This window comes from Mycoplasmopsis citelli, assembly GCF_900660645.1.
Taxonomy (GTDB): Bacteria; Bacillota_I; Bacilli_A; order Mycoplasmatales; family Metamycoplasmataceae; genus Mycoplasmopsis; species Mycoplasmopsis citelli.
This window is the reverse complement of record NZ_LR215036.1, coordinates 500,614-521,954: the sequence shown is the minus strand read 5'-3', so window position 1 is coordinate 521,954 and position 21,341 is coordinate 500,614. Positions and strand designations below refer to the sequence as shown.

20 protein-coding genes are annotated in these 21,341 nt (G+C 27.5%); 18 read left to right on the top strand and 2 right to left on the bottom strand.

Features of this window, described 5'->3' with window-relative positions:
* Positions 1-106: 106 nt before the first annotated feature.
* Entirely contained in the window at positions 107-562 is a 456-nt protein-coding gene (locus EXC58_RS01685) for a hypothetical protein (RefSeq protein WP_129725321.1), read from the bottom strand.
* A 143-nt stretch (positions 563-705) separates the two neighbouring features.
* On the opposite strand from EXC58_RS01685, the gene EXC58_RS01680 reads away from it, so the two are divergent.
* The 16 genes from EXC58_RS01680 to EXC58_RS01610 all read left to right on the top strand — a co-directional run bounded on the left by EXC58_RS01680 (position 706) and on the right by EXC58_RS01610 (position 16,968).
* On the top strand, positions 706-1,254 hold the full coding sequence (locus tag EXC58_RS01680) for a hypothetical protein (RefSeq protein WP_129725320.1): 549 nt from the start codon (positions 706-708) through the stop codon (positions 1,252-1,254).
* A gap of 31 nt (positions 1,255-1,285) precedes the next feature.
* Positions 1,286-1,837 (top strand): hypothetical protein, encoded by a 552-nt coding sequence (locus EXC58_RS01675; protein ID WP_129725319.1) that lies wholly within the window; start codon positions 1,286-1,288, stop codon positions 1,835-1,837.
* A 216-nt stretch (positions 1,838-2,053) separates the two neighbouring features.
* Complete coding sequence (gene infC / locus EXC58_RS01670) at positions 2,054-2,680, top strand: translation initiation factor IF-3 (protein ID WP_197723789.1); 627 nt, start codon at positions 2,054-2,056, stop codon at positions 2,678-2,680.
* A complete protein-coding gene (rpmI, locus tag EXC58_RS01665) occupies positions 2,661-2,849 on the top strand; it encodes a 50S ribosomal protein L35 (RefSeq protein ID WP_036434280.1) in 189 nt (62 codons plus the stop codon). The genes infC and rpmI overlap by 20 nt, the downstream gene beginning before the upstream one ends.
* 70 nt (positions 2,850-2,919) lie before the next feature.
* Positions 2,920-3,267, top strand: coding sequence for a 50S ribosomal protein L20 (gene rplT / locus EXC58_RS01660; RefSeq protein WP_129725317.1), 348 nt, complete (start codon positions 2,920-2,922; stop codon positions 3,265-3,267).
* 301 nt (positions 3,268-3,568) lie between these two features.
* Positions 3,569-5,200, top strand: a complete 1,632-nt coding sequence (locus EXC58_RS01655; protein ID WP_220096555.1) for a site-specific DNA-methyltransferase — start codon at positions 3,569-3,571, stop codon at positions 5,198-5,200.
* The gene (locus EXC58_RS01650; protein WP_129725316.1) at positions 5,194-7,449 is read left to right on the top strand and encodes a DEAD/DEAH box helicase; all 2,256 of its coding nucleotides are present in this window, start codon (positions 5,194-5,196) and stop codon (positions 7,447-7,449) included. The genes EXC58_RS01655 and EXC58_RS01650 overlap by 7 nt, the downstream gene beginning before the upstream one ends.
* A 199-nt stretch (positions 7,450-7,648) precedes the next feature.
* Positions 7,649-8,278 carry a thermonuclease family protein gene (locus tag EXC58_RS01645; RefSeq protein WP_129725315.1) on the top strand — a complete coding sequence of 210 codons (630 nt, stop codon included), beginning with the start codon at positions 7,649-7,651 and terminating at the stop codon, positions 8,276-8,278.
* 70 nt (positions 8,279-8,348) lie between these two features.
* On the top strand, positions 8,349-9,380 hold the full coding sequence (locus tag EXC58_RS01640) for a folate family ECF transporter S component (RefSeq protein ID WP_129725314.1): 1,032 nt from the start codon (positions 8,349-8,351) through the stop codon (positions 9,378-9,380).
* A gap of 5 nt (positions 9,381-9,385) precedes the next feature.
* Complete coding sequence (locus tag EXC58_RS01635) at positions 9,386-11,794, top strand: MAG1360 family OppF-related protein (RefSeq protein ID WP_129725313.1); 2,409 nt, start codon at positions 9,386-9,388, stop codon at positions 11,792-11,794.
* A gap of 142 nt (positions 11,795-11,936) precedes the next feature.
* Complete coding sequence (deoD, locus tag EXC58_RS01630; RefSeq protein WP_129725312.1) at positions 11,937-12,641, top strand: purine-nucleoside phosphorylase; 705 nt, start codon at positions 11,937-11,939, stop codon at positions 12,639-12,641.
* A 1-nt stretch (position 12,642) separates the two neighbouring features.
* Positions 12,643-13,938, top strand: coding sequence for a pyrimidine-nucleoside phosphorylase (locus tag EXC58_RS01625; RefSeq protein WP_129725311.1), 1,296 nt, complete (start codon positions 12,643-12,645; stop codon positions 13,936-13,938).
* Positions 13,939-13,949: 11 nt separating this feature from the next.
* A complete protein-coding gene (gene deoC / locus EXC58_RS01620) occupies positions 13,950-14,612 on the top strand; it encodes a deoxyribose-phosphate aldolase (protein ID WP_129725310.1) in 663 nt (220 codons plus the stop codon).
* Between the two features lie 215 nt (positions 14,613-14,827).
* A complete protein-coding gene (locus EXC58_RS04820; protein ID WP_223211617.1) occupies positions 14,828-15,340 on the top strand; it encodes an AlbA family DNA-binding domain-containing protein in 513 nt (170 codons plus the stop codon).
* Positions 15,331-16,185, top strand: a complete 855-nt coding sequence (locus tag EXC58_RS04815; protein WP_223211616.1) for an ATP-binding protein — start codon at positions 15,331-15,333, stop codon at positions 16,183-16,185. The genes EXC58_RS04820 and EXC58_RS04815 overlap by 10 nt, the downstream gene beginning before the upstream one ends.
* A 183-nt stretch (positions 16,186-16,368) precedes the next feature.
* On the top strand, positions 16,369-16,968 hold the full coding sequence (locus tag EXC58_RS01610) for an FMN-dependent NADH-azoreductase (protein WP_129725309.1): 600 nt from the start codon (positions 16,369-16,371) through the stop codon (positions 16,966-16,968).
* A 48-nt stretch (positions 16,969-17,016) separates the two neighbouring features.
* Here EXC58_RS01610 and metK read toward each other — a convergent pair whose 3' ends face one another.
* Positions 17,017-18,162: a methionine adenosyltransferase gene (gene metK, locus EXC58_RS01605; protein WP_129725308.1), complete on the bottom strand. Its 1,146-nt coding sequence runs from the start codon at positions 18,160-18,162 to the stop codon at positions 17,017-17,019.
* A gap of 298 nt (positions 18,163-18,460) precedes the next feature.
* Between metK and EXC58_RS01600 the strand changes: the two genes are divergently transcribed.
* Both EXC58_RS01600 and EXC58_RS01595 read left to right on the top strand, forming a co-directional pair.
* The gene (locus EXC58_RS01600; RefSeq protein WP_129725307.1) at positions 18,461-18,742 is read left to right on the top strand and encodes a putative quinol monooxygenase; all 282 of its coding nucleotides are present in this window, start codon (positions 18,461-18,463) and stop codon (positions 18,740-18,742) included.
* Positions 18,743-19,019: 277 nt separating this feature from the next.
* Positions 19,020-21,320 (top strand): P68 family surface lipoprotein, encoded by a 2,301-nt coding sequence (locus EXC58_RS01595; RefSeq protein ID WP_129725306.1) that lies wholly within the window; start codon positions 19,020-19,022, stop codon positions 21,318-21,320.
* Positions 21,321-21,341: the final 21 nt, after the last annotated feature.

Genomic DNA, 21,341 nt, shown 5'->3' with positions numbered 1-21,341 from the left:
TCTTGAACTTGCTCGTGCAAAACGAAGAGCTTTAAGAGAACAAGAAGCTCAAGCATAGTTACTTTTATTTTTTAGCTAACTTAAACTTAAAAAACGAAGAGAAATTTTATTTATTCTCTTCGTTTTTAATTTCATCAATAATTTGTGGAAGTTGCTCTAAATCAGCTCCTAAAATTTTATCTTTATATTTTGCTTCTTTGGATATCTGTTTAGCAAGATCAAAAGCTTCAGTTTTTAGTTTTATAACTTCTTTAATTCTTTTAGTAAGGTCTTGATGAGCTTTTTCTAATTCTTGAGTTGTTTTTAAAGCATTTTTTCCTAATGTTATATCATAAATTTTACTTATGTAATTTATTGAAAGAGAAGAACTAAAAAATTTTTTATCATTAACTATTTCAAAAAGACTTTTTTCTTTGAATTTATCAACTTTGTTTTTGTTTTTATTTTTGTCATCTTCAATGCTTTTTTGTCGCAATATTACTGAATAAGTAATAATTCCTGATATTAAAGCTCCTGAACCAATAGCTAAAGCAACAAAAGGCATAAATCTTTTAAATTTCATATGTTAATTATAAATTATTTATTTTACAAAATGACAAATATCCACAAAATAAGCAGAAATTTTTAGGAAAAAACCTCTTGAATAACCCTGTATAATGATCTTTGAATTTTGTAAAATTATAATTAGATAAAACAAGGAGCTTAATGAAACGAAGAACTCTTAATCTTAAAAAAACCTTTGATTTTGCTCAATTGAATGAAAAGTTAAAATATTTTCAAAAGGAATTTAATTTTGAAATTAATCCTTTTATTGAAAATATTTCTCATTATATTAAAACCTTACCTACTAATGAGCAAGAAACTTATTTTTCAGATTTAAAAAGCATTGTAACTTTATTTACTCCTTTACCAGTTAAAGTTTATTTGGCTTTAAAGGTTTTGACTTTAGATCCATCACAAGAAACTTTAGTTAAAATTTGTTTTTTATTTGATATTAATTATAAAAGTCCAGATTTTATTAGCGACGAAGAACTTGAAGATGATGAAGAAATGCCACAAAGTTTTTACATATCCCATGAAGAGGCTCAAAAAAACGAAGAAGAATGAAGGGAAATTTTAGAAAGTAATAATAATGCTCAAGCAAAGGACAAAAATTATGAGGAAATTTTTGATTGAGAAAACGCAAAATTACCTGTTAGTGAAGCTTTTGCTTTATCAGTTCTTAAAGAAATGCTTAAGAAAAAAGGTCATTAAAAAGTGTAAAGAAATACAAAAAAGGAGAACAATGAAACGAAGAAATCTTAAAATCGAAAAAAAATTTAACTTCGATAAATTGCAAGACCAACTAAATTATTATCAAAAAGAATTCAATTTAAATATTGAAAATTTTATTACACAAGTTACTAATTATATGAAATTATTATCAACTGAAGAACAAGAAAATTATTTTGAAGATTTAAAAAGTATAATAACTTTATTAACTCCTCTTCCAATAAAAGTTTCTCTAGCGCTAGAAATTTTATCATTAGATCCGTATGAAGGAACTTTAATTCAAATTTGTGAAAACCTAGGTATTGACTATAAAAGTATGCCTTATTATTATGAAGATGAGGAAGAAGACTTAGAGCTTTCAGAAGAAGAAATACAAAAAGGTCAAGAAGTATTAGAAAAAATTTTCGGAACTAAAGAGGAAATAGAGCAAGCAAAAAAAGAAGCAAAAATTAATAAACATTTTAAAAAAATTTATGAGTGAGAAAGTAAAAATTTATCATATTCAGATGCATTTACATTAAGAATATTGCAAGCAATGCTTGATGAAAGAAAAAATAAAAAATAAAAAGAGGTGTAATTTCTTACACTTTTTTACAAAAATGGTAAAATAAAAAAGCAATAACTATTTAATTGCAGAAAGTAGAAATCACTTCTCACCTGATGGCCAATAGCCTTGGGTTTTGCTACAATTAAATGTATCAACAAAATCATCAAAAGTTTTTTGATACCTTTTTTAGTAGAGAAGTGGGATACCCACTTTATTTTTTATTTTTAAGGAGTAATTATTCAAAGTCAAAGAAAACAAAAAAGACCTACTGCAGAACACTATGTAGATCGAGATATTCCATTTAAACAAGTCTTTTTAATTGGTTCAAGTGGAGAACAACTTGGTGTTCATTACACAGTAGATGCTATTGATAAAGCAAAAGATGAACGTAAAAATTTAGTTTTAATTGCAACTGAACCTAAGCCAATTGCGAGAATTCTTGATTATGGAAAGTTCAAATATGACCGTAAAAAGAAACAAAAAGAAATTAAAGAAAAACAAACCAACGTTCAAAATCGTGAAGTTCGTCTCACTCCTTTTATTGGTGAAAATGATTTAATGGTTAAAAGCAGAAAAGCTCGTGAATTTCTGCTTAAAGGCGATCGAATTAAAGTTTCGCTTAAATTAAGAGGACGTGAAATTGGAAGAAAAGATTTAGGTTTTGCTACTTTAGATAAATTCTTCAAAACTCTTGAAGATATTTCAGAAATTACTAAAGAAGCTAAACTTGTTAATGATCGTTTCTTAGACATGAATCTCCAACCAAATAAACAAAAAATCGCTAAATACCTTAAAGAATTAAATTCTGAAAAGCAAAAACAAGCTAAAGAAGGAGAAAATAATGCCAAAGATGAAAACTAAAAGCGCCCTTAAAAAGCGTATTAAAGTCACTGGAACTGGTAAAGTTTTAAGAGAACAAGCATACCGTTCACATTTAGCACAAAATAAATCAACCAAACAAAAACGTCATGCAAGAAAATCGGTTCTAATGTCAAAAAGCGACCTTAAAAGATTTAAACAAATGTTCTAAAAATTTGATTGTTTTATTTATTTTTAATCACATATGAATTTAATAAATCATACATAGAAAGGAAATAATTATGGCAAGAGTTAAAGGCGGAACAGTTACAAGAGCAAGACGTAAAAAATGACTAAAGTTAGCTAAAGGGTACTTTGGACACAAATCAATTGGTTATAAAGTTGCAAAACAAGCAGTTGTTAAATCATGAACATATGCATTTAGAGATCGTAAACAAGTAAAAAGAAACTTCAGAAAATTATGAATTGCTCGGATTAATGCAGCGACAAGAATGCATGGAATGAGCTATTCACAATTTATTAATGGACTCAAAAAAGCTAACGTTACAATTAACCGTAAAATGCTTTCTGAATTAGCAATTAATCAACCTGTTACATTTAAAACACTAGTTGATTTAGCTAAAAAATAATATAAATATTTTCATCTCAAAATTGAGATGAATTTTTTTATTTTTAATTAATAATTTTGTAATATTAAATATAAGTATAGTAAATAAAAATTTTTCAATCATAAAAATTAATATGTCCATCCATACATTAATTGATTAGTTTTATCAAAAGAAAGGTAAAAATGGCAAATATATCTAAAGAAAAAAGAGAAAAGATGATAGATTTTTTGAATAGACTAAAATCGCAACATCAAGATGATGAAACATTAAGATTTATTAATGAAATTCAAATTTCATTGAATGAAAAGAAATATGGGCTTGTTTGAGAAAAACATTCAGAAAACGTCGAGGAAATGCTAAAATACAACATTCCTGTTTTTGTTGAAGACAAAAGCAGAAGGATGACGTTAGCGAAGGATGACCATATAACTTTCTACTCGAAGGTGATAATCTTCACTCCTTAAAATTACTTCAAAAAACTCACAAAGCAAAAATTGATGTAATTTATATCGATCCGCCATACAATACAGGGAACAACGATTTTATTTACAATGATTCTTTCGTTGATAAAACAGATGGTTATTCTCATAGTAAGTGATTAAGTTTCATGAGTAAAAGACTTGAAATTGCAAGGGAACTTTTAAAAGAAGATGGAGTTATTTTTATTTCTATTGATGATAATGAGCAAGCTCAACTAAAATTACTTTGTGACGAAATTTTCGGGGAACAAAATTTGGTTTCTATTTTATGTGTTGAATTATCTAAAACTCAGGGAATGAAAGTAAAATCTGCTCAAGAAGGCAGAATAGTTAAAAATCATGAATATATTTATATTTATGCAAAAAATATTAATAAGGTATATGTTTCAAGAAAACCACTACTGGATAATGCTGATATATGAGATAGTCATTATAGTAAGGTTCTTCTTAAAAAAGAAGACATTTTTAGTTTAATGTCAATAAATGATTATATAAAAGAAAAACATAAAGATATATATATTGAATTTGAAAGCAATGGTTTTTTAGATAAAAATCAAATAAATGAAAAAAGCATAAGAATCGGAATACTTATTAACGATAAAATTAGGAAATTTTTATATGAAGAAATAGCTGACAAAATAGTGCGAGAAATGGCTTGTTCTATATCTATTCCTGAAGAAATAAAGAATAAATTAAAAAGCAATAAAATAGTTGAATATAAAAAATATTTTTTAACTTATACGGGTAATGGAAAATTAAGACAATATAGAACTTTATCTGAAAACATCAATGAAAGTGATGAATACAATAGAGTTTTGGGAAGAGTCACAATCAGAGGAGCATTGTGAAAAGGATTTTATTCAGATATGATGAATATACAAAAAGAAGGGATGATTGATTTTAAAAATGGTAAAAAACCAATTAGATTAATATCACAACTTAATAAATGGTGTAATAGACCTAATTCAATTATTCTTGACTTTTTCGCCGGATCAGCAACTACAGGACATGCAGTTATGCAACTTAATAAAGAAGACGGTGGGAATAGAAAATATATTCTTTGTACCAATAACGAAAATAATATTTGTGAAAATATAACATATCAAAGATTAAAAAATATTCAAACTGAATTACCGCATAATCTTAAATATTTTAAAACTGATTTTGTTGCTAAATATTCACAACATCAAGATGATGAAATTATTTTTAGAAAAATTTTCAATTACATCAAAGAGCTTATAGAATTAGAACATCACATTCAGATCGATGATAAAAAATATATTATCTTAAAAGAAGAAGAAAAAATCTTAGAAGCAATTAATAAAATAGAAAAAGGAGGTAAATTATTTATTCGTTCTGGAATCTTGTTATCAACAGAGGAACAATTTAATCTTGAACAAAAACAAGTAAAAGTAATCGAAATCCCAGAATATTATTTTAAAGAAGAGTTAAAAGAAGTAGGAGAATTATGATAGATATAAAACTTAAAATTTTTCAAGAAGAAGCAGTGGATTTTTTGTTTAACAAAACAAAAGTTAAAAATCCAAAATCAAAAATAGTTCTTCAAAGTCCTACAGGTTCAGGCAAAACTATTATTTTGGTAGCTTATATTGAGAAATATCTCAATTTTAATGAGGATACTGTGATTTGCTGATTTTGTCCTGGTAAAGGTGAACTTGAGGAACAATCTAGAAAAAAGATGGAGCAGTATGCGCCACATTTTAAAACAGGAAGCCTTTTTGATATTCTTAACAAAGGTTTCGAAAATAAAACAACCTATTTTATTAATTGAGAAACAATTACAAAAAAAGACAATACAGCTATAAGAGAAAGTGAAAGAAAAAACCTTTTTGAAAGAATTAGCGAAGCTCATAATCGTAATTTAAATTTTATTGTTATTATCGACGAAGAACATCAAAATAATACTTCTAAAGCTGATGATATTATTTCAAGTATTCATGCAAAGTATGAAATAAGGGTTTCTGCAACACCAAACAAAAGAGTTGTTGGAGAGTTCCATGAAATTCCTGAATTTGATGTAATTAACGAAGGATTAATTACCAAATTCATGTACATTAATAAAGACTTAGAAACTGCTAATGTTAATGATCCAAAAAATGAAGCTGAAATTCTGCTTGAAAAAGCCAATGAAATAAGAAAAGAAATTGCAAAAGCTTATATAGAAGAAAATGAAGATATTCGACCTTTAGTTTTGGTTCAATTTCCTAACTTAAATGATGAATTAATTGAGTTTGTTGAAGACAAATTAAATGACATGGGTTTTAGCTATGAAAATAAATTATTAGCTTCTTGATTTAGTGCTGAAACAAAAGAAGATAAAAATAAAAAATCAAAGAAAATAGGGAAAATAAATATCGGAACTACAAAAGAAGATGATATTACTAAAGGAAATGCTACACCAGTTTTTTTATTATTTAAACAAGCTCTTTCGACAGGTTGAGATTGTCCACGTGCTAAAATATTAGTAAAACTTCGCGAAAATATGTCCGATACTTTTGAGATACAAACATTAGGAAGACTAAGGAGAATGCCAAAAGCAAAGCATTATGGAAGAGATATTTTAGACTGTTCGTTTCTTTATACATTTGATGAAAAGTATAAATTAGAAGTTATTAAAGCTGGTAATGGTTTCGAAACTCAAAGATTATTTCTTAAAGATGAACCAAAAAAAATTAAACTTAAAAAAGAACTCAAAAATAGATATGCTGATTACGTTGATGAAAAGTTAATTCGTAATCATATAGTTGATTTTTTTAAAGAAAAATATAGTCTTGATAAAAACTTAGGAAAAAATCTTTCTAAAATGAAAAATAAAGGCTTTGTTTTTGAACCAAAAATAAAAAGACGTTATTTAACTGGTAAATATTCGACACTAAAACAAGTGGACGCAGAAGAGACTAAATATGGTTTAATTAACATTGAAATTAATAACAATTCTCACAATATTGAAAAGAAAGATTTTGTTAGTGCTATCAAAAAACACATTGGACTTAGCCATGACAAAACTATTCAAATTTTAAAAACACTATTTTTAAATGATGACCCAGAAAAGAAATATAACTTACTTAATTTAAGAAAAGCAGAATTCAACGCTTTTATTATCAACAATACTGACAAATTAAAAGAAGATTTTACTGAGTTTTCATGTAAAAAATATTACCAAATCGAATTACTTGAAAATTTTGTTGAAGAATTTACAATCCCACTTGAGGAACATTATAGATATGATCCTTTTCAAAGAAGTGCTAAAAATTTAGATTCTAATGTTTATAAAGAATATAACACTTCAATGATAACAGATAATTTTAGGTCTACATCTGAAAGATTATTTGAAAAATATTGTGAAAAAAATCCAAATGTAAAATTTATCTACAAAAACGGAGATAGTGGGCAAAAATATTTATCAATAGTTTATGCAAATAATTTTGGAAAACAAAAGTTGTTTTATCCTGATTATATTGTCCAACTCAAAGATGGTTCAATATGAATTATTGAAACTAAAGGTGGAGAAATTAGAGGACAAAGCAAAAATATTGATATTCAAGTGGAAAACAAATTTGAAGCATTTAAACATTTTGCAAATAAACACAAATATAACTTCGGATTTATAAGAGACAAAAACGATGATTTGTACTTTAATAATACAGAATATGTCGATGATATGTCAGATAGCAGGTGACAAAGTATTGATGAAGTTTTTTAAATAAATAAAGTTAAGACAGGATTTTTGAATGAAGACTCAATTAAACTTTTGGAGTTTATATCATTTTATGTCCTGTCTTTTATTTATTAAAAATAGATATAAAAATTTTAACAAAGTTAAATAACTTTATCTAAATATACAAATACGCTTTTTGTTTTTTATTTTAAGTTTTGAAAGAATTTTTTATTATTTAAATATAATGTGAAGAAAAATTCTATCTCTTAAAAGTTTACTATTGGTTCTTTTAAGTGTTTCGTGTATAAATTTAAATATTTACACTAATCCTGATAATAAAATTTCTATTCCCTTAAGTAGTAATCAAAAGCTTTTAAAGGGAAAAGTAATACAAATTAATGATGGAGATACTATTTTAGTTAATAGTGAAAATAAATACATTTCACTTCGTTTTTATGGAATTGACACTCCAGAAAATAAAAAGCCCTTTAAGGACGAAAAATTAGCTCAATATGAAAATTTTTACGCTCACAAAGCCACTGAATATCTTAAAAGTTTACTTTCTAAAAGTTCAGAAGTATATTTTACTAAAGAAACAATTGGAAAATATGGACGGACAATTGCACTTTTATTTAGTGATAATGAGCATACTAATTTAAAAGATTCAATTAACTATAAATTAGTTAATCAAGGATTAGCTAGAGTAGCATTTATTTGTTCAGGTAAGTGTAAAGAATATAATGTTAAAAATGAATATCAAAAAACCTTTTTAACACAAATTTTACAAGCACAAAGTGATGCAAAGGTTGCTAAAAGAGGATTTTGAACTCATAATATTAATGAAGTTTTTCATAAAAAATGAATTCAGAAGTAATTTCATAGCTATTTAATTTACTTTTATTCAATCACTTTATTTTTGCAAAAAAAGAGTAAAATTTAAATGAATGTTAAAAGATAAACTTAATGTATTTAACAAACCCAAAGGTAGTTACTATTGATTTGGACCAAAGTTTCGTGACCTTGGTCTTTTTCAAAGATGAACCATTAAAAAAATGGTTGTTGTTGCAATGTTAATTGCTATTTCAGTAGCTTTTACTATTATTTCTTCTCAAATTGTTCCAATTGCTTCAATTCCGACCTTTAAAATTGCTTTTATTGGACTACCAGTTAAAATTACTGGATTTATTTTTGGACCAATTATTGGATTTTTTGTAGGATTAATTGCTGATTTGTTATCTTTATTATTTGTCCCTCCAGTGACTTATCATATTTTATATACTCTAGGAACTGCAATGAATGGACTTATTGCCGGAATTGTGGGTTGATTTTTTATTAGATTTTTAAAATATGCTTTTAGCAAAGAAAACAAAGCTCGAAATTATGAATACAAAATTTGACGGATGAGCTTAAAACTTAATTTAGCTATTAGTGCAAAAGACGAACGCAAAATTCAAAAAATCTCGCTAAAAATTATTAAATATCGCAACTTAAGAGATTTTGTGATGCGTTATGGAATGAATGATAAATTAAAAAATATTTATATGATTATTTCAGTAATTATCATTTCAAGTATTATTATTTCCATTATTGCAATCATTTTACCTCTGAAAGATGATGATTTTAAAGACATTCCAGTTATTAAGGGAAAATATCCAGTATTAGTGTTTATGGTTACTGGATATTCAGTAATGTGCTTGTTTGTTATTATCGGAAAATATTACATTAGTGCAGCTAAATATTTTGTTTTTGCTCCAATTATTGTCTTTTCATCAATTTTAGAATTTGTCAATTTACCAATTTTAGGACTTGCAGATGCCCTTGCAATTGGAAATGGAACTAATGATTTATTTTTATGAATTATTAGTCGAACCGTCTTTAGTCCAATTAAAATCTGATTTAACATTTTTGTGATTTACTTTTCTTATTCAGTAATTTATAAACTAGTTAATAAAAATAAAAATAATACTTATAATTAGAAAATATGAAAAGAAACAATTTGCTCCTTACGATTTGAAATATGTTCCATTATCAAAATAAAAACGGCCAAAACCGTTTTTTAAACATACCTCGAATTGATATTTACGAAAATACATCTACAGCTTTTTACATCGATTCGCAATATAATGATTTTTCATATTCATTTTTTTGAGAAAATATTATCAAAAACAATACCAATACTATCTCATTGTGAACTGAAAATTCTGATAATAAGAGCAAAAAAGTTTTATTAAAAAAAGAAGAGATTCAAAAACACATTAGTTATTTAGAGTTAAAAAACATTGTTCAAAAAGATGATAATAACTTACCCATTTACACCATTTGAAAAGATTGTCTTAAAGAATATGAAAATGATAAAAATTTAAAGCAACAACTAAAGCAAACTTTTCATTTATTTGAAATTTCTATTAAGAATGCTTTTTATAATATTTTGTTTAAAAAATCTGAACACATTATTATTTCCAACACCGAATTAATTCGTACTATGCAGTTTTTAAAAAACAACATTAAATCCAAAAGCGCTGTATTATCAGCTTCAGAATTACTTGAACTTATTGAAAATTTCAATAAAAAAATTATATTAATTCAAAATAATTTATTCGAAAAATATTTTGAACTTTTTGATGATTTAGTTAAACATTTACAAATATATTCAGATAATAAACTCCTTGAAAATGGAACCTATCAACAACAAGAAATCAAAGAACATATAATGGAACTTGATTTTTTAAACAAGATCTCTCAAGCTTCAATTCAAAAGATTTATAATGACTTAAAAATTCGGGATATTAATACAGAAATTGAATTTTATAAAAATTATAAAAACTCAGTTTCTATGCAAGGAAACAACCAAATTCAAGTTATTAAACACCATTTAAAAAGCCAGCTGAAAGCTTTAAAAAGCCAAATTAAAAAATATCCCTCTAATACTTTGAGCAAAACTCAACTGTATAAAAATTACTTTTATTTTAAAAGCATTTTAAAATTATGAACTAAATACGAAAATGATCTTCAATATGCACCAATTGAAGAAATAGCGCAACTTGATAAACAAATTATTAGCGAAAAATTATTTTTTAACATCGGAAATAAAAAAAATATTTATAAAGCTTCCTTATTTAAAAAGTATTTGATTTATAAAACTATTGAAAATGATTTTGATAATATCGCATCCCCAACATATCAAATTTCTGAAGCTAATCGCAAACAAATTCAAGATAAAATCAATTCGTTGCAAAAAAGGTTATCAAAACTTAACAATAATTCCTTTAATCAAAGTCCTTTAAAACGAAATGTTGTTAAAATTCAATCGCTAAAAGAGAAAATTAAACTCGCTGAAGCTGATTTACTGTGAAATAATCTTTCAGAACTTAAACTGTATAAAAGTAAACTTAAAACCAAAAATTTAAAAATTAAGCAACTCATTGCTAGCACTAAAAAAACTCTTAAAGATTCCAATTCCTTTTTTAAATATATTCGGGAATTTATTGATAATCATCACAGTAAAAATGAGATTTTATTTAACGATCAATACATTAATTTTGAAAACTTTTTTACTCAATATATTGACTTAGAAATTTTTAATGAGTTTATTATTTTACTTAGTAATTTTAGTTTAAATAAAATTAAAGATTCTAATAAATTCATCAACTATTTCCTTGGAGTATCAAAATTTGTTAAAGCAATTAATTATTTATCAATTAATAGTATTAACTTTTTTTATCCATATAAAGAGTTAACTTTTTTAGAGGTAGCTAAGTTGAAATTAGTCAAATACTATCTTAATCAAAGTAAGGTAATTTTAATTGAAGATGATCCAAGTGTTGAGAGTTATCATATCAAAAATGAGTTTTTTAGAGTCTTTAAAAATATTGCCAAAGACAACAATATTACATATGTTTTTTTAACAGAAGATATTAAATTTTTACTAGATAATTTTGATTATTTACACATGTTTTACAATAACACAACAATTGAAGGAGGCGAGTTAAAAAGTATTTTGCATAACTCCTTACATCCACTAACTCGAAAAATTTTAATTAAAAAAGCGATCAAAAACATCTCGCTAAATAATGTTTTAGAAGATTATGTTTTTAATGAGTTTATTACCCCAAATCAACAAAATTATCATTATATTTACAGTAAATATGGAAATTATAAACAATGAAAAAATTCCCAAATTGATATTAAACAAAATTTTCAAAATAACGAAGAACAAACTTTTGATATGAAATTAGACAAACTTGTTGAAGTGAATTTATTTAGTTTTTTAGAAAATATGGAAGTAGATTTGACAAATTTTGGACGTAAAAGTAATTTAGATCGTAAGATTTTACCCGCAGATTTTACCGAAAAATTCGACAAACCACAAGATAATGAACAAGCCTTTTAATACCAAGCAAGCTTGGTATTTTTTTCATTTACGCTCATAAAGGCTTAAAAGTAGTAAAATTTATATGCAATCTATTTATTTAGGGTAAATTAGATATGGCGTATTTTTTTATTATAAATAAAATCACAAAGGAGTAAAAAAGATGACACCACATATTAATGCACAAAAAGGAGAAATTGCTAAGTTGGTAATTATGCCTGGAGATCCTTTAAGGGCTAAGTTTATTGCCGAAACTTATTTAGATGATGGCTATAAATTAGTCAATTCAGTGCGAAATATGTTTATGTATACTGGAACATATAAAGGAAAACCTGTAACTATAGCCGGAAGTGGAATGGGTTGTCCTTCAATAGGGATTTATTCATATGAATTATTTAAATTTTATGATGTAGATACTATTGTTCGGATTGGTTCTGCAGGTTCATATTTAAAAGAACTAGGGCTTTATGAAGTTGTGTTAGCTACTGAAGCTTATGCTGATTCAGGTGCTTTTCGAAGACTTGTTCTTGATAAAGAAGAAAATTTAGCCTATCCATCAGTTAAAGTTAACGATCAAATTCAAAGTATTGCTCAAAATCTAGATATTAAGCTCAATTTAGGGAGAGTTCATTCTTCGGATGTGTTTTATTCAAATACATCACTAGAGCAAAGAATTAAAGAAACTAAAGCCATTGCTGTAGAAATGGAATCATATGCACTTTTTACCAACGCTGAAGCTACAGGTAAAAACGCCGCTTGTTTATTAACTATTTCTGATAATTTAATCACCAAAGAAGAAACAAGTGCTGAAGAGCGTCAAAGTGCATTTACTAAAATGATGGAGATTGCTTTATCGTTAGCAAAATAATATGCGTGTAGTTGATTTAATTGATAAAAAACGTCTTAATAAAGAACTATCTGAAGTAGAAATTAAGTTTTTAATTAATTCTTATGTTAGCGGAGATGTTCCTGATTATCAAATGAGTGCTTTTTTAATGGCAGTTGTTTTTAATTCAATGACTACTAAAGAAATTGCTCAAATGACTAAATATATGCTTTATTCAGGAGATGTAATTACTCTAAAAGAAATCCCTGGAATTAAAGTTGATAAACATTCTACTGGAGGAATTGGCGATAAAACCACTTTGGCAGTAGCTCCTATTGTGGCCGCTTTAGGAGCTCCGGTTGCTAAAATGTCAGGTCGAGGGTTAGGACATACTGGCGGAACTATTGACAAACTTGAATCCATTCCTAGTTTTAATGTCGAATTAAGTGAAGAAGAATTTAAATCTCAAGTTAAAGAACATTTAATTGCCATCATTGGACAAAGTTCTCAACTAGTTCCTGCTGATAAAAAACTTTATGCATTACGAGATGTTACTGCTACTGTTGAATCAATTCCTTTAATTGCTTCAAGTATTATGAGTAAAAAACTCGCTACCGGAGCAGATGCTATTTTACTGGATGTAAAATGTGGCAATGGAGCTTTTATGAAGGATTTAGCTTCAGCTACAGAACTAGCTCAAACTATGATTAACATCGGAAAAGAATTAGGTGTTGATGTGCGTGCTGAAATAACCAATATGTCTAGACCAATTGGTCGTCAAATTGGGAATAAAAACGAAGTTTTAGAAGCTATTTTAACTCTTCAAGGTCAAGGACCAGAAGATTTTAAAGAGTTAGTTTATTCTTCATGTTCAACTATTTTAGAACAAGCTAAAATAGCTTCTTCGCACTCAGAAGCTCAAAAAATGGTTCAAGAAGTTATTTCAAATGGAAAAGCACTTGAAAAATTTTATCAATTAGTCTCACTTCAAGGTGGAGATGTTAAGGCTTTAAAAGACCCAAACTTTTGGTCTCCAAAATACAAATTAGAAGTTATTAGTAATTCTCAAGGTTATTTAGAAATTTTTGATGCATTAACTTTTGGAATTGTTTCAATGAAATTAGGAGCTGGAAGAGCCACTAAAGAAGATCCTATTGATTTTGAAGCTGGAATTACTTTAAATAAAAAAACTAATGAATTTGTTAAAGTTGGCGAAGTACTTTTTACTCTTTATTCTTCTAAAGAAATTGATGCTTCACTTGTAGAAGAATTAAAATCTGGATATAAATTTAATTCTGCACCAATTGAAAACCAAATAATCTTACAAAAACTTAAATAAAGGAAATAAATATGAATTACAACAAAATGATTGATCACACCTTCTTAAAAGCTGAAGCAACTCATAAAGATATTGATAAACTTGTTAGTGAAGCAAAGCAATATGGATTTAAAACTGTTTGCGTTAATTCTTCATATGTAAAATATGTTAAAGAAAAATTAAGCGGAAGTGATATTGGAATTACTTCAGTAGTAGGCTTTCCTCTTGGAGCAATGATAACCCAAGCTAAAGCTTTTGAAGCAAAACTTGCCCTTGATCATGGAGCTGATGAAATTGACATGGTAATAAATGTTGGTAAATTTAAGCAAGGTGAATACGAATATGTTTTAAATGACATTAAAAAAGTTAAAGAAGCTTGCGGGAATAAGGTACTAAAAGTCATTATTGAAACCGCCTTACTTACAGCTGATGAAATTAAAAAAGCCACCGAAATAGTTTTAAAATCAGGAGCTGAATTTATCAAAACTTCAACAGGATTTAGTTACCGTGGAGCTACTTTAGAAGATGTTCAGTTAATGAAAAGTGTTGCTGGAGATAAATTGCTTATTAAAGCTGCTGGAGGAATTAGCAATTTAGATGATTTAGTTGCTATGTATAACGCTGGAGCTACTCGTTTTGGAACCAGTCGTTCAGTGGCTATTGTTAGTGGGAAAGATTCTAAAAACGGATATTAGAAAAAATAACGAGATTTAAAAATTTCTCGTTATTTTTTATTGGTAATAATTTACTTAAAGAAATTTAATTCATCAATTTAAGTGTTTATTTAGCTTTAATTTAGAAAAATTCTTTTTATAATTTAATTAATAGAGCTTTTTATTAGTTACTACAATAAAAAAATAAAAAACAAAAATTTAAGAAATATAAGTAAAAAATCAAAAAAGAGCAAAATATGGAAGACGCTAACATTGAATATAAATTAGATATCCCTAAAAATGAAAAAGATTTCAAAGCAGAAATAGTTTCATTTTTAAATACTAAAGGTGGAGAAATTTTTTTAGGAGTTAATGATGATGGTAAACTTAATCAGGAAATAGCAGATAGCAAAAAGAAAAAATGGGAAGAAACTTTATCAAATTGGATATTTAATGCATTTAGTCCTGATGTTACAAATTTAATTTCTATATATCCAAATGAAAATCCTTTTAGAATTAAAATCTTAGAAGGCAAAAAGAAACCATATTTTTATAAAAATGGCGAAGGTTTTAATGGTAGAGGTGTATATATAAGGATTGAAAGCACTAAAAGATTAGCTACCTCTAATCAAGTAGAAAGAATGATCAAAAGTCGTGATGCTAGCGATTTTGAAACAATTAGTATCGGTAGAACTGATTTAACTTTTGAATATCTTAAAAAAAGATATAAAGAAAAAGGGATTAATTTCAATAAAAAACTTTGTCCTTAATAAATAAAGACGGAAAATACAATAATGGTGCATTAATTTTGAGCGATCAAAACCCTACAATTACAAAATTTGATGTATTTCAAGGAACTAATACTTTATCTTTTCGTGATAAAAAAGAATTTGAAGGCTCAGTTTTAAAGCAAATTGATGAAGTGTTATATTTTGCAAATTTATCAAATCGCATGAAGATAACTATATCAGGAAAACCTGATAGAGATGAATATTTGGATATTCCAGAAAGAGCTTTAAGAGAAGCGATTGTAAATTGTTATTGTCATAGAGATTACACTTTAAGTGGTGATATTAAAATTGAATTTTATGATGACCGAGTGATAATTTTCTCTCCAGGGAGTATACCAGATGGATTAACTTTAGAAAATATCAAAAGCGGTATGGTAGCAAAAAGGAATAAAAATATAGTAGAAGCTTTACGTAAAGTTGGAATAATTGAAAATTATGGAACAGGTGTTCGAAGAATTTTTGATGATTATGATGATTTTGCAAAAAAGCCAGATTATAATATTTCAGATAATAGGGTAATTGTGACTTTGTTTAATAGAAATTATCAGAAAATCAATGACACCCAAAATGACACCCAAAATGACACCCAAAATGACACCCAACTATCTCTAAAGAATAAACCTAATGAAAGATATAAACAAATTATTAAATTAATAAAGAAAAATAAAAATATAACAAACGAAGGACTTGCAGGTATTTTAAAATTATCAATAAGAACTATAAAAAGGGACACAAAAACACTGATAGATGATGGCAAAATTAAATATGAAGGAAGTTCTAAAAAAGGATATTGAATAATCCAGAATAAAAACAATAAAAAATAAAAATTCTATTTAATATGTGAGGGACAGAATTTCAAGTTTTATGTCATACTTATTTATGGCTTTTAATAGTTGGGCAGTATCAAAATCTATTTTTTCGTTGTCTTTTTTATAAAATCTTTAACTTAAATAATATAATTTTAATATCAATATAAAAATTAAAAAATCAAATAAGGAGCGATTTTCATGGCAAAAGTCTTATTTTTAGAGGGAAACCTCACTAAAAGTGAAAGTTCATATGCTTCACAAATGCTATATGAATTTAAAAATCAATACATGTTAGCTCATCCAGAAGATGAAGTGGAAATGGTTAATTTAAATGATACTGAATTTGCACAAGTATTTTTACACAATAGCAACTTTGGTACTTACTGAAAAGATGTTAATTCAGATAAATGAATTGATAAACTTAAAAGTGTAGATAAAGTAGTTTTATCATGTTCAATGACTAATTTTGGACCTAATGCAGTGGTAAAAAACTTTATTGATGGAGTAGCAGTAGCTAATAAAACCTTTTCATATAAATATTCTAAAAAAGGTGAAGCAATTGGATTACTTGATCACCTTTCAGTGATGGTAGTTGCTTCACAAGGAACCCCAAGAGATTGGTATTTATGAGGAAGTCACATTGAATGACTTAAAGGTACTTGAAAATTTTTAGGAGCTAAAGTGGTAGATACAATCGAAATAGCTGGAACTAAACTTGCACCAATTAATACTCAAACTCCAGCGGAATATGCAAGCTCTCAAAAAGAAGTTTTAATGGAAAAAGCTAAACACTTTTAACTAAAAATAATAAAAAATAATACTTCAGGAACATCTTGAAGTATTATTTTATTTATGTTTTGCAATGTAATTTTTGATCTCTTCAACTTTATCTAGGCGTTCTCAAGTGAAATCCACATCACTACGTCCAAAGTGTCCATAATATGAAGTTAGCAAATACTTTGGTTTACGTAAATCTAGTGAATTAATAATTCCTTTAGGAGTTAAATCAAAAAGATTTACAATGGCATCTTCAATTAAAGAGACATCAACTTTATTAGTTCCAAAGCATTCAACCATCACCGAAACAACTTCTGCAACTCCAATTGAATATGCAATTTGAATTTCAACTTTATCTGCTAGGTTAGCCGCTACAATATTTTTAGCAATTCACCGAGCTGCATAAGCAGCTGAACGATCCATTTTTGTGGCATCCTTACCTGAAAAAGCCCCTCCGCCATGACGAGCCGCCCCACCGTAAGTATCAACAATAATTTTTCTTCCAGTTAACCCTGTATCTCCTGTTGGTCCACCAATTACAAAATTTCCAGTAGGATTAATGAGTAATTTTGAAGGTAATTGTAAATTGTATTTAGCAAGTGCTTCTTTAATGACAACATTTTTGATAAAAGCATCAAATTCTTCTTTGTTGTACTTTGGCGAGTGTTGAATACTAAATAAAATTGTATCAACAGTAGTTTGTAAAGGATCGCTATAATCTAAAGTTACTTGGGATTTCATATCAGCTTTAGCTCATTTAAATGATCCATTTTCTCGGTATTTATCAGCAATTTTAACAATTTCATGAGCAAGCATAATTGCTAAAGGCATATATTGCTCAGTTTCATTAGTAGCATACCCAAACATAATTCCTTGATCACCGGCTCCAAGTTCTTCTCCGACTTGATTACCAAGTTCAACTCCTTGGTTAATATCGTTAGATTGTTCTTTAATGTCAACAATAATGCTAGTTTTGTATGAATAATATCCTAGTTGGCGCAAAATGTTTTTGGCAATTTCAATTACATCAATATCAACTTTGGATTTAACTTCTCCAGCAATAACAATCATATTTCCGGATGCAAGTGTTTCAATGGCTACTTTTGCATGCGGATCTAAAGTTAAGTACGAATCTAAAATTGCATCTGATATTTGATCACAAACTTTATCAGGGTGACCACGACCAACAGATTCGCTGGTAAATAATTTTCTCATAAAAATCTCCTTATTATAAATTAGCAGGAGCAACAAATTTAAAGCATGTTGGATTTCTCCCTAACTATCCACCTAACTAAATGAGGTTGGCAACGGTCACTGCTGTCAAGCTACCGTATTCTTAATGCTAATTTAGAATTTAATTATAACATAATAACATTTTCGTTAGTGTAAAGAGCTAAAAAGTATTTTTTGGTAAAAATAAGCAAAAATCATGCTTAATTTTGATAAAATAAAGGAGGCAATTTGGTTGCTGACATTTATTTTTAAATAAACGCTCATACATGAAGGAGATTTAATGATCTTTGCTAAGGCAACTCTTTACCAAGTCAAAGAGGAGAAACTGAAAGGTTTTGTTGATTATATGTTCATTTTGACTAAAAAAACCCGTATGTTGTCAAATAATTTATCATTTGAATATGGTTTTAATGGTAAAGATATTATTCTCTTTGAAAGGTGAACAAGTTTACAAGAATACGAAAACCACATTAAAACTCAAGAGTATTCAAAAGAACTGTCAACCTTGAAAAAAATGTCAAGAGGTGTTGTTGTTCTTTATTCAATGGATACGTTATCATAATAGCTAGTTATCACTTTTTAATAGTGAAAAGTTTTACTAGCTATTTTTCTTTAAAACTTATAAACTACTGAAAAATAAATGAAATTAAAATGTATTTTGACGGTTGTTCTTAAAGAAAAACCCTAAAATTGTGGAAAATATATGGAAAATATTCCGCATTTTTAGATTTATATGACTAAATTGATAAAATTTTATAGTATTTAATATTAATTTAAATACAGGCTTAAAAAGAGATAGTAATAAACAAAAAGACACAAAATATACAAGGAGAAATTCAATGACTTCAAAGTTTAAAAAAGTAATTTTAGGGGCTAGCGGACTTTTAGGTGGAACAAGCTTGGGATTTTTAGCATCTTGTTCTTCAGATGGAAATCCAATACCTGTTAGAACAGAAACTGAACCAACAAACACAAATGAAGACGCGAAATACGAAGAAAGAGTTGAGGCATCTAGATATGGTGCAAATCCAAGTGCTTCTTCAAAACGTTTTGATGCAAATGTTCAAGATAAAATTATAATAGGAACAACTTGATCAGAAGGCGGGCCACAAGTTAAAGCTCTTAATGCAATAATTGAAAAATATAACGAATTAGTTGAAGCTGGATCAAGCGATGTAGCTAGTGTGGCTAAAATGGTTGAGCAAAAAAACATAGGATCAGGATATACTGCAGGTGCAAGTCAAGTTGATAGAGATCTTACTGCTAGAAATGGTAAAGAGCTTTATAATTTAATCTTAAATTATCCAAATGTTGCTTCAAGGTTAGCTGAATACGACATGCTTCTTAGTTTTAATGATGAATTAGCTAAATACAATACCGATATTAATCGTTTTGTTGGTGAGTTCAAAAAAAGTAATGAAAATATTGAATTTGTTCAAAATGATTCAACATACATTATTCCGTTTGCAAAATCCACTTTAGCTTTTTCTATTAATGCACCAGTTCTTTCATACATTATTGACGAAATGAAAAAAGCGGGTGCAAAAATTGCTGATGATCAAGACACACAAAATTTTGTAAAAACCTTAGATGCTAAAGGTAAAAATGATAGAAATTCTGTCGCTTCAATTTGAGGTAATGCTCGTAGCGGAGTTAATTTTAATGATTATACAATTTCGATGGAATTATTTAAAAATTACAAGGATCTTCTTGAATTTTCGGAAAAAGCACAAAGTTTATTTGAAAAATCATACAATAATAACGATCCAGTAAATGCACAAACACACGTTTTTGGTATGTCTGATCCAACATCATTTATGAAAACATCGCTTTTCTCTCAAGTTGATGGAGATTATGAAAAAATGGATTCATATTCAACAAAAGTTAATGGAATTACAAAAACTAACTTCGGCGCTTTAAAATCAGGTGGAACCGCAAGTACAGAGCTTTCAAAAATTTATACAACTCTTTCTAAAGCAGTTTCAAGCGGAGGAGTTAAATTATACCCTAGTGGACAATACCCATCAGGAGAGCAAACTAAACATTTAATAGCATTTTCTACAGGTTCAACTTCTGGGTTTGAAAGAAATTTTATTTCATCAGATCCTATATTTATTAAAAATGAAATTCGATTATCAAGCGATTTATCAAGCGATTCAGACACCATGGTTTCATTCAACCTAACAAAATTAGGTAATGATGAAGTAGCTAAATTCAGTAAGTTTGATAATAAGCTTTATAAATATACATATAAAATTGCTGATAAAGATGCAGAAAAAAAAGAAAGATTCAATTTAGTTTTTGCTAGTGAAGCAGACCAAAAAGCTTTTGAAGATAAAGTTAATTCTTCGCCAGATACACACAAAGACTTCATTATTAAAGTAAGCAATTATAAAGATGGTAAAGATTCAGAAAATTACAAAAAACTTTATGAAGACGCAAAAAGCAAAGGTTATTTTGCAGGATTTGTTAAAGAAGTTAAAAAAGATCCTTCAAAAGCGAAAACAACCCTTCTTTTATATATGACAGGAGGAAGAAATTCGCTAGATATTCAAGAATCAGCTAAAAAAGCTCTTGAGGGATTAGGTTTTGAATTAACAGGTAAAGATACAACTAGAGAATTAAATAGAGAAGAACTAGTAGCTATTTCTGCTCCATTAAAATGAAGCAAAGAAAACAGACTTAATGTTATTTATGGACAAGGGCCATCGCTAATAGGAATTCATACAAATACTGGTGATGATTGAGCAACTAAAGCATTTGTTAGCTGATTATTTAACAATAAAGTATATGATTTTAAATCCCCATATGCTAGTGACGATAAAACATATAGATTAACTGCAATTCAATTTTTTGATAAATTCGCTTCATACTATACTGCTTCAACTGAATCGAAAAATCTTGATTCGACAATATTTGGAGACAATGATTTTCTTAAAAATGCGAGTGAATTATTTAAAACTGCGCAAAATGAAAATGGATATGTAATTTACGAAGAACCTGCTTCATCATTTTCGGATCCATTTAGAAGATCGATTGACGGTGCTTTTTCTGGATTACAACAGTCAGCAATCAACAAAAATCCACAAAGTTTTGATCAATTTGTAGAAAAACTTAAATTTCCAAATCCAACAAACTAGTTTTAAATTATTTTTAATCAA